Raw genomic sequence first — 16,747 nt, forward strand, 5'->3', positions numbered from 1 at the left:
CCTGTGTACTTGTTCTTTCGGCCTGTTCGTCGAAGTTTGCGACTTATAATGGCCCTGAGGTCACGAAAGTGGAAATTTTCAAAAGCCAGCGGCTGCTGCGTGTGTTCCACGGAAACCGCCTGCTGAAGTCCTACGACGTTGAGTTGGGATTTGGCGCGACGGGCCATAAGCAGTTCGAAGGCGACGGTCGCACACCCGAAGGGCGCTACACCATTGATAAGCGCAACCCGAATAGTTCGTTCTATCTGTCATTGGGGATTTCCTACCCGAACGCGGCCGATAAGGCCTTCGCGGCGTCTCACGGCAAATCGCCGGGTGGTGATATTTTCATCCACGGCCAGCCGAACAAAAAAGGAAAACGCGGCCCAGATTGGACCGCGGGATGTATCGCTGTAACGAACCGCGAAATGCGCCAGCTTTACGCGATGGTAAAAGACGGAACAGTCATCGACATATTCCCGTAAGCGGGCAGCCTTAGCTGCCCGTTACCATCGTCCACCAGATTTTGCCGTTTGGTTCTTGGTACCAAGAAAAGCCCAACTTGTTGGCGCGTGGGGACAGGATCACCTCGCGCGTCGGCGGGGTCTCCATCCACGCGGCAACTGTTTCGGTTTCATTCTCGTAAGTCTCCGAGATGTTTTCGCCGATCATCTGACCTTCGTAGCCAGTGCGTGCCACGCGATCCAGCGGGGACGACCCGTCAGAGCCAAAATGCCAAGGGCGGTTTTGAACCGACATATCGCGCGAGTGCGTTGCCGCAGCAGCAGTCAACTTGCTGTCCAATTCCAGTGCGTTACGACCAGCGGCAACCCGCAGGGCGTTCACTGAATCGAGTACGCGGAACTGAATTTTCGCCGTGTCGTTCGCCTTGATGCGGTAAACGCGCGGCAATGGTTTGCCGTCCGGACCGACGGTTGGGCCGATTGGGGTACATGCAGCCAGCGCCAGAAACGCTGAAGTTAGGATGAGGAGTAGTCTAGCCATGCCAATTATTCCTTAGAATTTTGACAATCCTTAAACCGATCCGTAGGGCTGTTCAAACGCAGTGGTGTAAAATGGCCGATCACTAGATGGTTTGATTTGTGATTGAGGCATTCTCGCCATATTAACATAGAGTGTATTTACTTTAGGAGGGTAGTTCCGTGAGCAATACGAAATTGATCGGCCTAAATCGCCGCAACTTTATTCTTTCCGCAGGGGCAGCGGCGACCGGCTTGGCCTCGCCCGCGATTGCGCAGTCCATCGCCAGTAGCGATGTGGTTGAACGCGATGTGACCGATGTTGTGAACCGCAATGTGTCGAGTTTTCGGTCGCTAGAGTGGCAGCCTTACTTCAGCAATCTCAGGAAAGGCGCGATTTTGGTCGATATCGACAGCCGCGCTTTGCACATGTGGACAGAAGATGGCGGATACAAGCTTTACCCGTCTTCCGTGCCTCAGTCAGAGGATTTGACCCGACGCGGCCGGACAAGCATCATCCGCAAAGTTGACGGCCCAACATGGAGCCCAACCCCGGCGATGTTAAGGCGGAACCCCGACTGGCCGCCGTTTGTGCCCGCCGGACCTGACAATCCACTTGGCACGCACGCGCTCTACCTGACGTGGACGTATTACCGGATCCACGGGACCCATGATACGCGCAAAATCGGGCGCAAATCCTCGAACGGCTGCATCGGCTTGTTCAATGAGCACATCGCCGAGGTTTACGCCAAGGCAAAAGTGGGCACTCAAGTGTTGCTTATTTGACGACATTTTGTCGGTTCGACACAGGCCTGCCTCATCCTCCCATTGTGTTGAGCGAAGAATCTTGGTTATAGGAGGTAACGAGATACTGTCTTGGGTGTCTGTGAATGGACCGGATAGTCTGGGTTCAGCAGACGTGTCTTGGAAGGATATATAGAGATGAAAAAAATCGTACTTGCCGCCGCTTTCACTGTTGCTGCTTCTTCTGCTTTCGCTGGCAGCTTGTCTGACCCGATCATCGAAGAGCCAATTATCGAAGCAACGACTTCTTCTTCGGCTGGTGGCATTCTGATCCCACTGCTGTTCCTGGTTCTGGCTGCTGCAGCTGCTTCTTCCTAAGCGCACGCTAAACCAAGTTTTTGAAAAGGCGTCCGAGTAATCGGGCGCCTTTTCTACGTTTAGCGCCTTTTTCTAGGCGTCAGGAAGTCCGGCTTCGCTTTCGATCTGCTTGCGCGACTTGCGGGCGCGTTCCGTCGCGGATTTCAATTGACCGCAGGCGGCCATGATGTCCTCGCCACGTGGTTTGCGCACAGGTGATGCATAACCGGCTTGATATACGATCTCGGAAAACGCGCGGATGCGGTTATTCGATGAACGCTCATAAGGGGCGCCGGGCCATTCGTTGAACGGGATCAGGTTGATCTTTGCCGGAATGCCCTTGATCAGTTCGACCAGTCGATGCGCATCTTCATCTGTGTCGTTCACGCCCTTCAGCATCACATATTCGAACGTGATTCGTTCGCTATTGGACGCTTTTGGATATGCGCGTAACGCGCCCAGCAGTTCCTCAATGTTCCATTTCTTGTTAATCGGCACCAGGGTGTCGCGCACTTCGTCAGTCGTCGCGTGGAAAGAAACCGCCAGCAGACAGCCAATTTCTTGTGCGGTCCGGGCGATCTCGGGAACCACGCCGGATGTTGAAAGTGTGATGCGGCGGCGTGACAGGCTGATGCCCTCCGGGTCCATCGCGATTTTCATCGCGTCGCGCACGTTCTCGAAATTGTAGAGCGGCTCCCCCATGCCCATCAAAACGATGTTGGACAGTTTGCGGCGGGCCTCGTCGTTTGGATTGTGGCCTGGTTCCGGCCACTCGCCCAAGTCGTCGCGGGCCAACATGACTTGGCCAATAATCTCACCAGCTGTCAGATTACGTACCAGTTTTTGTGTCCCAGTGTGGCAGAAGGAGCAGGTGAGCGTGCAACCGACTTGGCTGGAGATACACAGCGTGCCGCGATCTTCTTCGGGAATGTAGACGACTTCTACTTCGTGACCGCCCGCAATCCGCACCAGATATTTGCGGGTGCCGTCTGTGCTAACCTGACGGGTCACAACCTCGGGCAGGGAAATTTCGAACTTGCCGGCAAGCAGCGCACGGTAGTCTTTCGACAGGTTTGTCATGCTGTCAAAGTCGCGCACGCCCTTTTGGTAGAGCCATTGCCAGACCTGACCGGCCCGCATTTTAGACTGCTTTTCGGGTGTCCCGGCTTCAATCAAAGCGTTGCGCAGCTGATCGCGGGTAAGCCCAATCAAGTTGGTCCGCGCACTGTCGGGCAGTTTGCGGGGAATGGTCACTAGGTCTTGTGTGATCGGAGCAGTCGCTGACATCGGAGCCTCACTGAGAGCGGGAAGGCCGCCGAATACACTAAATCAGTGTAAAGGGAAACCGTAGGAGTTCTGTTCAGGTACGACTTGGGGGCGCACAAGGCCACACGCAAGACGTGCTTCCTCAGCGGAAAGGGCAGGGCGCGAACCGGGCTGTCCCGTGGGGCCAAGATCAACCGCCATGTTCCCACAATATAGTAGATGGCTTTGCAGGAAGCCTAGCGACACATAAGTCACCGCGCGCAACCCTTCGACTTGGCGCACGTTGCCAATGCCGATCAGGTCTTTGGCCGAAACGAGCACCTCCCGGGCGGAGAAAAGCACGTCGAACATTTGGTGGCGCAACGCGATCCGTTGATCGGGCGCAAGATAAAGATCGGCACATGGGCGGTCGCCGCCAAAGGTTCCTGCAGGGATATGAATGGGGGATCTGGCAGCCTGCGCGATCAGGTCAACATCCCTGAATGCCACGCATTTCACGGTTTGCATGCCAAGGTCTTTGGTTAGGACGCGGTCACCTGCCTTCAAATCCTCCACAAACTGCTCGCCTGAACTGGTCATGAGAGGTGTGCCGACGCTAAGCCCTGCGGGTGACAGCCGGACGGCGGTAACCTTCTTGGAAGCGGGAAGGCGGATCGGGGTGGTGTTGGGAGTCGTCATATGGTGCTGCCTGTTGGCCGGTTACCCCGGTCTTAGTGTGGAAAAGTTAAGAGGCCTTGGCAGCCGACCCCTTAACTTTGAAAAATTTGTCTAAACTACCCGCCGCAGCGCTTCGATGCGTCCTCTAGCGCGGCGGTGAAGCCGAGCAGGGAGAAGGAGTCTTTCGTCGTTGTGCCGCGCTTCGACACGCCGGTGACAACCGCGCTAGAGCCGCGCTTCATCGCAGAGATGATTTTGTTGTCGTCGGCAGGGGTCGGGGCCCACGCCGTTTCGTTGCTGGTGAACAGCTCAAATGTGCTGCCGCCAATCTCAAGGCTGACTGTGGCGCCATCCGGATAGGGGTAGCCGCCGGTGAAGGAGACTTCGCCAAGCTTGCCGGCACCAGGCCAGTAGCTGACGAACATCAAGGTGTCGCCACGGGTCACAGCAACGACGCGGCCACCTTTGGTGTTCACAACTTCTTTGGGGCTAGAAACGATCCAACATTGTGTCGGGTTATCTTCGACAAAAACGCTCCAGTCCGTTTTGGACGCAACGCGGTTTGTTGACTGTTCCTGCGCGGAAAGGGGGCCAGTGGCCAGTACGAGGGCCGTGCTTAGGGCCATGCTTTGCAGCATATTTTTCATGTATCTCACAGCTCCAGCTGTTTTTCTGCCTCTTGTGTGCCGAACGATCCTTGGCGGATTCAATTTGTGCCGACACACTGTTATTATCTCGATTGCCAAACGATAGCCCACAATGCATGTGTTGGGAAAGGCTTATTGGCGGATTTTCGCTTTAGAAGGAGGCGTCTATGACACAACCCATCCCTATGGTCGAAATCTGGCGGGGCGACCTGCTTGAGTCACAACATATGGGCCATGCGGTGGTCTGCGATGCGGACGGTCAAGTGGTCGAATCTTGGGGTGATGACGAAAAGGTGATCTACCCAAGGTCGTCTTGCAAGATGTTACAGGCCCTTCCGCTGATCGAAAGCGGGGCCGCCGACGCCTACGGGCTGACGCCGGAGCATCTGGCGCTGTCTTGCGCATCCCATCAGGGCGCCGCGATCCACACAGACCGTGTGCAGGTTTGGCTCAACGATCTGGGGTTGTCGGTTTCCGATTTTCGGTGTGGTCCGCAAAAACCATCCGATAAAGACGCTCATGAAGCACTGGTGCGGGCTGGCAAGGAACCTTGCCAAATTCACAACAACTGCTCTGGCAAACACTCCGGTTTTCTGACGCTGAACAAGCACCTCGGGACGGGTTCCGAATACGGGGAGGTCGATCATCCCGTGCAACGCGCGGCGCGCGCATCTTTTGAGGAGATGACGGGTGAGACAGCGGAATTCTACGGCATCGACGGGTGCTCCGCCCCGAATTTCTCGACCTCTGTGACGGGGCTGGCGCGGGCAATGGCACGTATGGCTAAGCCATCGGGCACAGGTGTGCGTGCGCAGGCCGCGACGCGTTTGGTAGACGCCATGCGGGCACATCCCGACTTGGTCGCGGGCGAGGGGCGCGCTTGCACTGAATTGATGCGCGCGATGGACGGAAAAGTTGCGATTAAGACCGGTGCGGAAGCCGTGTTCGTGGCGATCCTGCCGGAGCAAGGCTTGGGCATGGCGCTTAAAATTGTGGATGGCGGCACCCGCGCCGCCGAAGCCGCAATCGCGGCGCTTTTGGTGAAATACGGCGTGCTGGACGCCAACCACCCGATGGCGCGAAAGCGGATGCACGGCCCGATCCTGAACTGGAACGGTTTAAACACGGGCCATATCCGCATCAGCCCCGCGTTTATCTAAACGTCAGTTTGTAGCGGTCGCATCGGATGTTAGCTCTCTAATCAGATCGTGGATTTTATCCTTCTTTAGAGGTTTGGTTAGGTAGTGGCTTAGACCCGCCTCTTTTATGCGTTCCTCGTCGCCGCCCATTGCATGGGCTGTCATCGCGATGATCGGCACGGGGGGCGTGCCACGATCCTGTTCACACTGGCGAATGATCCGGCTGGCTTCCATGCCGTCCATCTCCGGCATGGAGATATCCATGAATACCAGATCGAATTCGCCTGCTTTGAATGCGTCCACGGCCTCCACACCGTTTTGAACCAGCGTCAGGTCAACGCTTAGGTCCTTCAGCATCTTGCGAAAGACAAGCTGGTTGGTTTTGTTGTCTTCTGCGGCCAAAATTTGCAGCGGGCGGGCGGCTGGCTTTGGCGCGGCCTGAATACAGTTGAACAGGTCCTCACGACGAAACGGTTTGCGCAACGTCGCCACGCCATCGGGCACTTGCAATGGATCAGCGGTGACTAGCATCGCTACCACGGGCACGCCTGGAAACTGCGCCTGCATAGTCTCAACATCTGCTACGCTGTTTGCTGTGTGGCTGACGAATATGATGTCTGGTGTCAGGAGCCTCCGCGGGGTGGCGGCATTTGGAAGGATGGTGAATTCTAGCCCCAATAGGGTCATCTGTCGGGTTAGGATGTCCAAGTCCATCGGGTTTGGTTCAATAACAATTGCGGTCTTGAAATTGCGGGGGATCATCGCGGGTGCGGATTGTGCGGGGGAGACGACGGACAGGGTGATCTGGAAGCCGAAACATGCGCCTTCGCCCTTAACGCTGTTGATCCACACCTCGCCGCCCATCAACTCAACGAGTTTACGGCTGATAGACAGCCCCAGTCCGGTACCCTCGTATTTCCGGTTCGCCTCGTCTTCGATCTGGTTAAATTCACCAAAGATGTGGTCGACCATTGACGCCTCCACGCCAAGTCCGCTGTCTTCGACCGTAAAATGCAGTTGGCACTGTTGGGCTTCGTCATCCACAATGCCGACCACCCGCACCATCACGTGACCGGAATCGGTGAACTTCACTGCATTACCCACAAGGTTGGTCAGAATTTGGCGGATGCGACCCGCGTCGCCGATGTAGTCTGATGGCAGGTACTGATCGTAGTCGATCTGGAAATCGAGCCCCTTTTGCTGAACAGTTGGCTGCACGATCCGCCCTACATCTTGGACCAAAAGTTCCAGATCGAACGGCAGTGGCTTCAGCTGAATTTTCTCCGCCTCGATCTTGGAGAAATCGAGCACGTCGTTGATGATCTCCAGTAATGCCTCGCCGGAACTGTGGATGGTTTGCGCATAGAGGGTGCTTTCCTCATCAAGCCCGTTTTCCATCAGAAGCTCCGCCATGCCGACGACACCGTTCATCGGGGTGCGCAGCTCGTGGCTCATTTTTGCCAAGAACGCTGATTTGGCGCGATCCGCAGCCTGTGCTTTATCGCGGGCATCACGCAATTCGCCCTCCCTTAGGACGTTATCGGTGATGTTGAGAACCATCGAAACCACCCCGCCGTCGGAGGTGCGCCGGTCCATCATCTTAACGTAGATTCCATTCCAGAAGCGAAGGGTCAGGGGCTCTATCTGCATGGGCGACCACCGCGAGAGCATCATCGCGTGCCATTCGTCTGGATCTTGTCCGTTCAAATCCACGATCCCCTCGTCGATGCACAGGTCGATGATATCGCCATAAAAGCTGCCGGGGCCGACGCTTCCTGCCCCCTCAAAGGCGGCCAGATATGGGGGGTTGGCTGCGATCAACTTCAGGTTGGCGTCGAACAGCGCGAAGCCGTCGTGGATGGTATCAATCGCGTCCCATAACAGCCGTTCCACCGCGACGACCTTGTGATTTGCCGCCTGTAAATCCTTCTCGACGCGGGTGTTCTGGCCCTCCAGTTCTTTAACCACACGGCGCTGGGTCACAATCTGACCGCTTAGGTCCAACGCATGGGCAGAGAGCTTCCTGTTGGCAGCGGTCAATTCGGCTTGCTTTTGCTCCAGCAGCCGCTCCGCAGATAAGCGCGCGCGGCGTTCTTGCCTGATGTCTTGTTCCGCCAAGGAATGTTCCGCTGCCATCGAATCGCCACCTGCTGTCCTGCCCACAGATTTGCGGAACTTGGTGAAAACCCGCTTAACGTGATTGGCTTGCGCGACTCAGCGACCCTGTGCGAGCCTTGCGACGATTTTAGATTAAGAGGTTGTTATGATTTTTCGCATTGTGTCGGCAGGCCTGATTTTTGCAGTGACAACAACACTGGCGCTGGCTGACGGTTTGATCCCTGAACGGCGCATGACGTTGTCGAATGATGTTGATTTTTATGGCAGCGACCTCGCGAATATCTTCGATACTAACTTCAAAGCCTGCACACGCGCGTGTCTGACGGACCCCGCCTGCCAAGCGTTTACCTTCAACACGAAGTCGAAGGCGTGCTTCCCCAAATCCAGCATCACCCAGAGCGAACCTTTTGAGGGGGCTATTTCCGTTAAAGTGAGCACTGCGACGACCAATGAGCTGCAACTTGCAAAGTCGCAGAACGCGCAGGCGCCATTCTTGGAGAAGCGCGATGTGGAGGCGGCCTATACGCAAGCCGCGACGATGACGAGCCGTTTCGCCGCCAACGCCTTCACTGTAGACCAATTCGTGGACGCGGCCCGCAACGCACGTAACGAGGGAAAGCCCGAAGTTGCTATGCGGTTTATGGGGGCGGCCTTGACGGTCGATGATCGCTCCGACCTGTGGGAGCAGTTCGCGCGCGATGCGGCGGCTGCGGCAAAGGCGAACAGCAAGAAGCGGCGCGATTACAACCGCCGCTATCTGTCCGCGTCGATCAATGCCTACCTGCGTGCTCCGAATGCAGCGATGTCCGTAAATGCGCTGACACTCGTTTCCCGTGCCATGGAGCGGAACAACCGTGGCCGTGACGCCATCGCACCCCTGCGGCTTGCGCAATCCCTGCAGCCCAGAACCGACACACAAGACGCCTTGGACCGTGTGGTAAAGTTGTTTGGCTTCAATGTCGCCGACACGCAGGTTGAAAGCGATGCGAAGGAGCCGCGTATCTGCGTCGCCTTTTCCGAAGACCTATCGAAAACCGTGGATTACGCGCCGTTCGTGCAGTCCCAAATCGAAGGTGCCAGCGTTGAAGCCCAAGACCGACAGCTGTGCGTTGCGGGTCTGACCCACGGGGAACGCTACCGCATCACGCTTCGCCAAGGGTTGCCCGCGGCGTCCGGCGAGGTGCTGCAAAAGCCGGTTGAAATCACCCAATACGTGCGGGACCGCACGCCGTCCGTTCGCTTTCCAGGACGGTCCTACATTCTGCCAAGCAGCGGGGATGCCGCCCTGCCGGTTGTCGCGGTGAACGCGGATAAGGTTGATTTGACGCTCTACAAAGTGTCCGACCGCAACATCCTGCGCACAATGCAAAGCGACTTCTTCGCCAAGCCGCTCAGCTATTATGGGGAGCAGGAGTTTTCGCGCTCCATGGGGGTCGAGGTTTGGAAAGGGTCTGGCGACGTCCAGTCCGAGCTTAACAAAGACATCACAACCCGCCTGCCGATGTCCGACATTGTGGGGCAGATGAAACCGGGCGTCTATGCCTTGCAGGCCTCGGTGCCTGGGCCGTCTTCGGATAGGTCTGCTGGGGCCACTCAATGGTTTGTCATCAGCGACCTTGGGCTGACCAGCATGGAAGGCGTCGACGGCATGCATGTTTTCGTGCGCGGGCTGTCGGACGTGGCGCCCAAGTCGGGGGTGTCGGTGTCTTTGATCTCCCGCGCAAACGAGGTGTTGGACACAATCGAGACAGATGCGCAGGGTTACGCGCGATTTGATCCGGGTTTGGTGCGCGGCGTCGGCGCCGCCGCGCCGGGCCTGCTGACGGTCCAGCAAGGCGACGACTTCGCGTTCCTGTCATTGCGCGATCCTGAATTTGACCTGTCAGACCGTGGCGTCGAAGGACGCCCTGCGGCCAAGCCGGTTGATCTGTTCGTGACGACCGAACGTGGCGCTTACCGTGCGGGAGAGGTGGTCAACGCGCTAGCCTTGGCACGTGACGGTACCGCCAAGGCCATTGATGACCTGTCGCTGACGGCTGTTCTTACCCGTCCCGACGGCGTGGAATATGCGCGGGTGACACAGGCAGACGTGGGCGCTGGCGGGCGGATGTTCGCTTTGCCACTGGGCACGGAAGTGCCGCGCGGGACGTGGACGCTTGCGATTTATGCCGACCCCGACGCGCCAGCGCTGTCGACGCAAAACCTGCTGGTGGAGGACTTTTTGCCGGAGCGGATCGACGCAACGCTGAGCCTACCGGATGGACCTATCGCCACGGCGGGTGCTGCCGCCACGCTTGGCATTGAGGCACGGTATTTGTTTGGCGCGCCGGGCGCTGATTTGGCGGTAGAGGGCGACATGATCCTGCGCGCCGCGACGTCGCTCGACGGGTTCGCGGGGTACCGCTTCGGGCGACACGATGCGCCATTTCGCACGACCCGCAGTGGTTTCGGATCAGGCGTGCGCACAGACACAAACGGGCTGGCAAATGCCACGCTGGAGGTGCCGGAGTTGGCGGAGGTCATGCAACCCTTAGAGGCGCAGATCATCGCGCGCGTGCGCGAAGGATCGAACCGCCCCATTGAACGCCGGATCACCCGTGCATTATCACTTGATAAGCCTTTGATCGGGGTGAAGCCGGACTTTGACGGCGTGTTATCGGAAAATAGCGAAGCCAGTTTCAGGGTCGTGGCCTTGGCACCCGATTTGCAGACGCAGGACATGCAAGTCCGCTGGACCATCAACCGCGTCCGGACGGAGTACCAGTGGTACTCCAACTACGGCAACTGGTACTGGGATCCTGTGACAAGCCGCAGCCAGATCGCGAGCGGCGACGCCACATTAACGGCGGGTGCACCTTTGCAGATCAGCGCGCCCGTCAAATGGGGTGAGTACGAAATCAAGGTGGAGCGCACTGACGGGCCATATGTGGCGACCTCCATGAGCTTCAACGCCGGATGGTACGCCAGCGCCAATGCGGCCCAAACGCCCGACCTCCTAGAAGCCTCTTTGGATAAGGAGCTCTATTCCGCTGGCGACACAGCAACGCTGCGCGTTGTGTCACGCTACGCCGGCACGGCTTTAGTGACGGTAATGTCAAACCGCTTGGTTGATATGAAAGCTGTTGAAGTCACGGAAGGTGAGAACCTGATTACCCTACCCGTGACGGACGAGTGGGGCAGCGGTGCCTACGTGTCCGCGTCGGTTCTTCGCCCGATGGATGTGGCGGCTGGTCAAAACCCTACACGGGCTTTGGGGCTGTCCCATGCGGCAGTGGAACCCGAAGACGGCAAACTTTCCGCACGGTTCGATACCGTCGGGGAGGCTGCGCCACGCGGTCCTTTGAACGCACGTCTTATCGTGGACAACGTGAAGGGGGACACCTACGCGATGATTGCGGCTGTTGATCAGGGCATCTTGAACCTGACGGGCTTCACGCCGCCACAGGCATCAGAGCACTACTTCGGGCAGCGCAAACTTGGCATGGCAATTCGCGATGTCTACGGGCGTTTGATTGACGGCACATCAGGGGCCTTGGGCACGGTGCGCTCCGGCGGGGATGCGGGCGCGCAACTGCGTGCGCAGTCCAAGCCACCGACTGAAGACCTTGTCGCCTATGTCGCGGGCCCACTTCAAGTGGGTGCCGATGGGGTGGTGGAAACCAACTTTGAGTTGCCTGCGTTCAATGGGTCTGTCCGCCTCATGGCGGTCGTTTGGTCGGAGGACGGCGTCGGGGAGGCCGATGCAGAGGTTCTCGTGCGCGACCCCGTCGTTGTGAGCGCGACACTCCCCCGCTTCATGGCTCCAAATGACAGCAGCCAGCTGATGTTGGAAATTGTTCACGCAGATGGGCCGACGGGTGACATGCCATTGTCGGTAACGGCCTTGGGCGCGCGGCTTGTGAGGCAGGTTCCGACGTCGGTGTCCGTTACTGAACAAGGCACCACACGGCTCACAGTGCCGTTTGTAGTCACCGGCGCAGATGCGGTGGCGGTCGATGTGGTGCTGACACTGCCGGACGGGCGAAGGCTGTCCCAGTCCCACCGCATCGATGTGCGGCGCAACGACCCCGTTATCCAACGGCGCAGCCAATTCGCACTGGCGTCTGGCGGCACGTTCACTCTGGATCAGAACGCGTTCGCGGGTTTCGTGAAAGGCTCCGCTTCGGTCACGTTGGCGGCTGGTCCGTTGGCACAATTCGATGTTCCGGGGCTGCTGAATGCGCTGGACAAATATCCTTACGGCTGCACCGAACAGGTGACGTCCAAAGCGCTGCCGCTGCTTTATCTGGACCAAGTCGCTAGCGCGATGGGGCTGGAAAATCGCGATGGTATCGCGGAGCGGATTAGCCAGTCGATCTCTCTGGTTTTGACCAATCAGGCGTCAAACGGTGCCTTCGGCTTATGGCGGCCGGATCGTGGCGACTTGTGGCTTGATGCCTATGTCACAGACTTCTTGAGCCGCGCCAAGGCGACAGGGCACGACGTTCCCGATATTGCCTTTAGGCAGGCCATCAACAACCTGCGCAATCAGGTGAACAGCGCGTCTGACTTCGAGAATGGCGGCGAAGGACTGGCTTATGCGATGCTGGTTCTGGCGCGCGAGGGCGCGGCGTCTATCGGCGATCTTCGGTATTACGCTGATACGAAAGCGAATAATTTTGCGACCGCATTGGCGGTGGCGCAGCTTGGTGCGGCCCTTGCATCCTACGGTGATCCAACGCGTGCCGACGCCATGTTCCGCCGCGCCGCAACCTTGCTGGATAAGGCACCCGATGACGCGCAAGTCTGGCGTGATGATTATGGCACCGACCTGCGGGATACGGCTGCGGTTCTGACGCTTGCCGTGGAGGCTGGCTCATCAGTGATGAACATATCGCAACTAAGCGCTAGAATTGCGCCGTCCATAGGGGAGGTCGTCGGACGTTCCACGCAAGAATCCGTGTGGACGTTGCTTGCGGCGAACGCCTTGCTGGACCGCCCGATGTCAGGCCTGTCTTTGAATGGCGAAAGCGTCTCCGGCCCCTTGGTAAAGGTGCTGGATGAGGAGGCCGGCGAGCCTGTCGAAATCTCCAACGCATCTGGTGAGGAAACCACCGTGACGCTGACTGCGTTCGGTGTGTCGGATGAGCCTGTAGCAGCGGGTGGCAACGGGTACCGCATCAAACGTGACTACTACGATCTGGACGGCAATCCCGTCGACGCTCGTCGCGTGACGTCCGGCACGCCTTTGGTCGCGGTTCTGACGGTCATCCCCCTTGCGACAGGTGAGGCGCGTTTGATGGTTAGTGACCCGCTGCCTGCTGGGTTCGAGATCGACAATCCCAACTTGCTGCGCAGTGGTGACGTCAAGGCGTTGCCTTGGCTGGATACCGACGCAAACGTTCGCAACTCCGAGTTTCGCGATGACCGCTTTTTGGCGGCAGTGGACCACTACGGCACAAAGGAATTCCAGCTGGCCTACATCCTGCGCGCTGTCGCGCCGGGCGAGTACCATCATCCAGCGGCAAGTGTGGAAGACATGTACCGCCCCTTCTACCGTGCGCGGACAGATGAAGGCCGAGTGGAGGTTGCGGCACAGTGAACCTAGCGCGCGCCCTTGGGGTTGCGACCGTCGCGCTGTGGGTCGGTGCGCTCGGGCGCGACGGTTTTGATGACTGGATAGACCGCACGACGCTTCCTGCTTTGACGATAGAGACCGGTGTGGAAGTCGTTGATCGTAACGGCGCGTTGCTGCGGTCGTTTCAAACCTCAGACGACCGTTGGCGGCTGACGACCTCTATCGCTGACGTTGATCCAGAGTTTTTGCGGCTCCTGATCCGGTTCGAGGACAAGCGATTCTATCGCCACAAGGGCGTTGACGTGCTGGCGATGCTTCGGGCGGTCGCACAAGCCGCGTGGAATGGCCACGTGGTGTCCGGTGGATCGACATTGACGATGCAGGTCGCGCGGCTGTTGGAGGAAAGCGGCACCGGATCTTGGGCTGGAAAGCTGCGCCAAATCCGTCTCGCCACCGCGTTGGAACGGCAATTGAGCAAGGATCAAATCCTCTCTCTCTACCTCGCGCGTGCGCCGTATGGGGGGAATTTGGAAGGGTTGAGAGCGGCAAGTCTGGCCTATTACCAAAAGGAACCTCATCGTCTAACGCCGTCGCAGATTGCGTTGCTCATAGCGCTACCACAGTCCCCCGAAGCCCGCAGGCCCGATAGGTTTCCCAAGCGTGCGGCGCAGGCTCGCGACAGGGTTTTGGAACGGTTGGTTGCTTCAGGCGCGTTGCCTGCGGAAACGGTTATCGGCCAAAGGTTGGCCGCGACGCGCCGCGACTTCAAGGCGCTGGCCCCCCACGCCGCCGACCGTTTGCACAGCACAGGGGGCGGGCAGTTGATCCGCACGACCTTAGACGCCGAGTTGCAAACCGCGATGGAGCAACTTGCGGCTAAAGCTGTGGCGGATGGAGGGCGGCACCTGTCGGTGGCCATTGTTGTGGCCGATCACGGATCAGGCGAAATCCTCTCCTCCGTTGGCTCGGCGAATTACGCCAATGACCGGCGCGGCGGGTTCATTGATATGACGCAGGCGCGGCGCTCCCCCGGTTCCACGTTAAAGCCATTGATCTACGGGATGGGGTTTGATCAGGCTCTAATCCACCCTGAAACGCTGATATCGGACCGGCCTCTGCAATTCGGCTCCTACGCACCGCAAAACTTTGATGGTGAGTTTCGTGGCGACATCCGCGTGCGCGAGGCGCTGCAACTCTCTTTGAATTTGCCAGTGGTGAGTGTCTTGGACCGTCTCGGTCCCGCCAACTTGATTGCGAAGCTCAGGCAGGCAGGGCTGTCGCCGCAGCTTGCGGGCGACAAAGCCGGATTGGCCATCGCGCTGGGCGGGTTGGGGTTGAGCTTGGCGGAACTCGTTCAGATATATGCAGCCATCGCCCAGCCAGATGCGCCCAAGCGGCTTGCAGTGACGCAGGCGGAAATTGTGCCGCTGCCACCGGTGATCAGTAAAAAGGCTAGCTGGTATCTGGGCGATATCTTGAAGGGCGTGCCGCGGCCGAACCTAGCGTCTGGAAAAGACATCGCATTCAAGACGGGCACGTCCTACGGGCATCGCGATGCATGGGCGATTGGCTACGATGGGCGCTATGTGATTGGCGTCTGGATGGGGCGGGCGGATGGAACGCCGGTTCCTGGCGCGTTCGGCGGGGAGTTGGCGGCGCCTTTGCTTTTCCAAGCTTTTGACCGCGTGGCGGGTCAAAGCAATCCCTTGGCAGCACCTCCGCGCGATGCGCTTTTGGTCGGCAACGCGGCGCTGCCCTTGCCTTTGCAGCGGTTCACAAGTCGCACGGAGCGTCGCGGTGTTGCGCAAGATCATCCCAAAGTGGCCTTCCCGCCGAACGGTGCGCGCGTTGCGCTGCGCGGTGGCGCTGTGACGGTGCAAATTCGGGATGGGGTGGCACCGTTTACATGGCTGCAAGACGGTGCGCCGGTGCTGACAAACAGCTGGACACGCCAAGCTGACCTGACGCCCGCTGGGCGAGGCTATGTGCAGGTGCGGGTGATTGATGCCCACGGACGCGCCGCGGGCACCACTATCTTTGCTGAGTGATCAGACCCGCTCAATCGCCAATGCGACACCCTGACCGCCGCCAATACACATTGTGATCAGCGCCTTGGAACCGCCAATGCGTTCCAGCTCATGCAGTGCCTTCACGGTGATGATCGCACCTGTTGCACCGACGGGATGGCCCAAGGCAATGGCACCACCGTTCGGATTTACTTGGTCGGGATCAAAACCCAGTTCTTGGCTGACCGCTAGCGCTTGCGCGGCGAAAGCCTCGTTGGATTCGATTACATCAAAGTCGCTGGCCTTGAGGCCGGTCTTTTTCAGCAGGTTTTGCACGGCGGGCACAGGACCGATCCCCATGACCTCTGGGCGCACGCCCGCGTGGGCGTAGCCGATGATGCGTGCGCGGGGCGTTAGGCCCGATGCTTTGGCGGCGGCCTCCGTCGCAAGAACGAGTGCGCCCGCCCCGTCGTTGATGCCTGACGCATTGCCAGCCGTCACGGTGCCGTCTTTTTGGAACACGGCGCGCAAGCCGGACAGCACGTCTAACGAGGTCGCTTTGGGGTGCTCATCCGTATCGAAGGCCACCATGTCGCGTTTCACGCGGACCTCGACAGGGACGATCTGGTCCTTGAAATATCCCGCCTCGATCGCGCGGGCGGCTCTGGTTTGACTTTCCAAGGCAAAGGCGTCTTGCGCCTCGCGGGTGATGCCATGCTCCGATGCGACGTTCTCAGCAGTGATGCCCATGTGGCCCGTTCCGAACGGGCAGTTTAACGCGCCGAGCATCATGTCTTGGGCTTGGGCATCGCCCATTTTCTGGCCCCAGCGGGTTTGGGGCATGATGTAGGGGGCGCGGCTCATGTTCTCTGCGCCGCCCGCAAGGCCGAACTCGGCGTCGCCCAGCATCAGGGATTGGATGATCGATACAATCGCCTGAACGCCAGAGCCACAAAGACGGTTCACGTTCATCGCCGGCACTGTGTCAGGGATGCCCGCCTGCATAGCGGCCGCGCGCGACAGATACATGTCGCGCGGTTCGGTGTTGATGACGTGACCAAATGCGACGTGCCCGATCTGCGCGGGGTCCACGCCTGCGCGTTCCATCGCGGCTTTGGACACCGCAGCGCCTAGGTCGATGGGTGGCGTCCCTGCAAGTGCGCCGCCAAAGGTGCCGATGGCGGTGCGCGCGCCGCTTAGGATCATGATTTCAGACATTATAGGTCTCCCGTAAGTGTTGGCCGAAGCTTACCGCAAACAGACCGAATGACAGTGGTGACGTTGCGTTGCAAAAGAC

At 58.8% G+C, this 16,747-nt stretch carries 12 protein-coding genes; 6 read left to right on the forward strand and 6 right to left on the reverse strand.

Annotated elements, in window-relative coordinates; translation table 11 throughout:
- The first annotated feature begins 68 nt into the window (after positions 1-68).
- The gene (locus BLW66_RS08205) at positions 69-464 is read left to right on the forward strand and encodes a L,D-transpeptidase family protein (protein ID WP_342027817.1); all 396 of its coding nucleotides are present in this window, start codon (positions 69-71) and stop codon (positions 462-464) included.
- A 10-nt stretch (positions 465-474) separates the two neighbouring features.
- Here BLW66_RS08205 and dalA read toward each other — a convergent pair whose 3' ends face one another.
- A complete protein-coding gene (dalA, locus tag BLW66_RS08210; RefSeq protein WP_089946636.1) occupies positions 475-984 on the reverse strand; it encodes a divisome-associated lipoprotein DalA in 510 nt (169 codons plus the stop codon).
- A 158-nt stretch (positions 985-1,142) separates the two neighbouring features.
- Between dalA and BLW66_RS08215 the strand changes: the two genes are divergently transcribed.
- Both BLW66_RS08215 and BLW66_RS08220 read left to right on the forward strand, forming a co-directional pair.
- On the forward strand, positions 1,143-1,745 hold the full coding sequence (locus tag BLW66_RS08215) for a L,D-transpeptidase (RefSeq protein WP_089946637.1): 603 nt from the start codon (positions 1,143-1,145) through the stop codon (positions 1,743-1,745).
- A gap of 156 nt (positions 1,746-1,901) precedes the next feature.
- Positions 1,902-2,081, forward strand: a complete 180-nt coding sequence (locus tag BLW66_RS08220; RefSeq protein ID WP_089946638.1) for a hypothetical protein — start codon at positions 1,902-1,904, stop codon at positions 2,079-2,081.
- A 72-nt stretch (positions 2,082-2,153) separates the two neighbouring features.
- Here BLW66_RS08220 and rlmN read toward each other — a convergent pair whose 3' ends face one another.
- The 3 genes from rlmN to BLW66_RS08235 all read right to left on the reverse strand — a co-directional run bounded on the left by rlmN (position 2,154) and on the right by BLW66_RS08235 (position 4,630).
- Positions 2,154-3,347 carry a dual-specificity RNA methyltransferase RlmN gene (rlmN, locus tag BLW66_RS08225; RefSeq protein ID WP_089946639.1) on the reverse strand — a complete coding sequence of 398 codons (1,194 nt, stop codon included), beginning with the start codon at positions 3,345-3,347 and terminating at the stop codon, positions 2,154-2,156.
- Positions 3,348-3,389: 42 nt separating this feature from the next.
- Positions 3,390-4,004 (reverse strand): Hint domain-containing protein, encoded by a 615-nt coding sequence (locus tag BLW66_RS08230; protein ID WP_089946640.1) that lies wholly within the window; start codon positions 4,002-4,004, stop codon positions 3,390-3,392.
- Positions 4,005-4,099: 95 nt separating this feature from the next.
- A complete protein-coding gene (locus BLW66_RS08235) occupies positions 4,100-4,630 on the reverse strand; it encodes an invasion associated locus B family protein (RefSeq protein ID WP_170833433.1) in 531 nt (176 codons plus the stop codon).
- A gap of 167 nt (positions 4,631-4,797) precedes the next feature.
- On the opposite strand from BLW66_RS08235, the gene BLW66_RS08240 reads away from it, so the two are divergent.
- Positions 4,798-5,790 (forward strand): asparaginase, encoded by a 993-nt coding sequence (locus BLW66_RS08240; RefSeq protein ID WP_089946641.1) that lies wholly within the window; start codon positions 4,798-4,800, stop codon positions 5,788-5,790.
- A 3-nt stretch (positions 5,791-5,793) separates the two neighbouring features.
- Here BLW66_RS08240 and BLW66_RS08245 read toward each other — a convergent pair whose 3' ends face one another.
- A complete protein-coding gene (locus BLW66_RS08245; protein ID WP_089946642.1) occupies positions 5,794-7,905 on the reverse strand; it encodes an ATP-binding protein in 2,112 nt (703 codons plus the stop codon).
- Positions 7,906-8,032: 127 nt separating this feature from the next.
- On the opposite strand from BLW66_RS08245, the gene BLW66_RS08250 reads away from it, so the two are divergent.
- Both BLW66_RS08250 and pbpC read left to right on the forward strand, forming a co-directional pair.
- On the forward strand, positions 8,033-13,468 hold the full coding sequence (locus BLW66_RS08250) for an alpha-2-macroglobulin family protein (protein ID WP_089946643.1): 5,436 nt from the start codon (positions 8,033-8,035) through the stop codon (positions 13,466-13,468).
- A complete protein-coding gene (gene pbpC, locus BLW66_RS08255) occupies positions 13,465-15,492 on the forward strand; it encodes a penicillin-binding protein 1C (protein WP_089946644.1) in 2,028 nt (675 codons plus the stop codon). The genes BLW66_RS08250 and pbpC overlap by 4 nt, the downstream gene beginning before the upstream one ends.
- Here pbpC and BLW66_RS08260 read toward each other — a convergent pair whose 3' ends face one another.
- Positions 15,493-16,668, reverse strand: coding sequence for an acetyl-CoA C-acyltransferase family protein (locus BLW66_RS08260; RefSeq protein WP_170833434.1), 1,176 nt, complete (start codon positions 16,666-16,668; stop codon positions 15,493-15,495). It lies immediately after the preceding gene.
- Between the last annotated feature and the right edge of the window lie 79 nt (positions 16,669-16,747).

Source organism: Litoreibacter albidus (assembly GCF_900107015.1).
GTDB lineage: Bacteria > Pseudomonadota > Alphaproteobacteria > Rhodobacterales > Rhodobacteraceae > Litoreibacter > Litoreibacter albidus.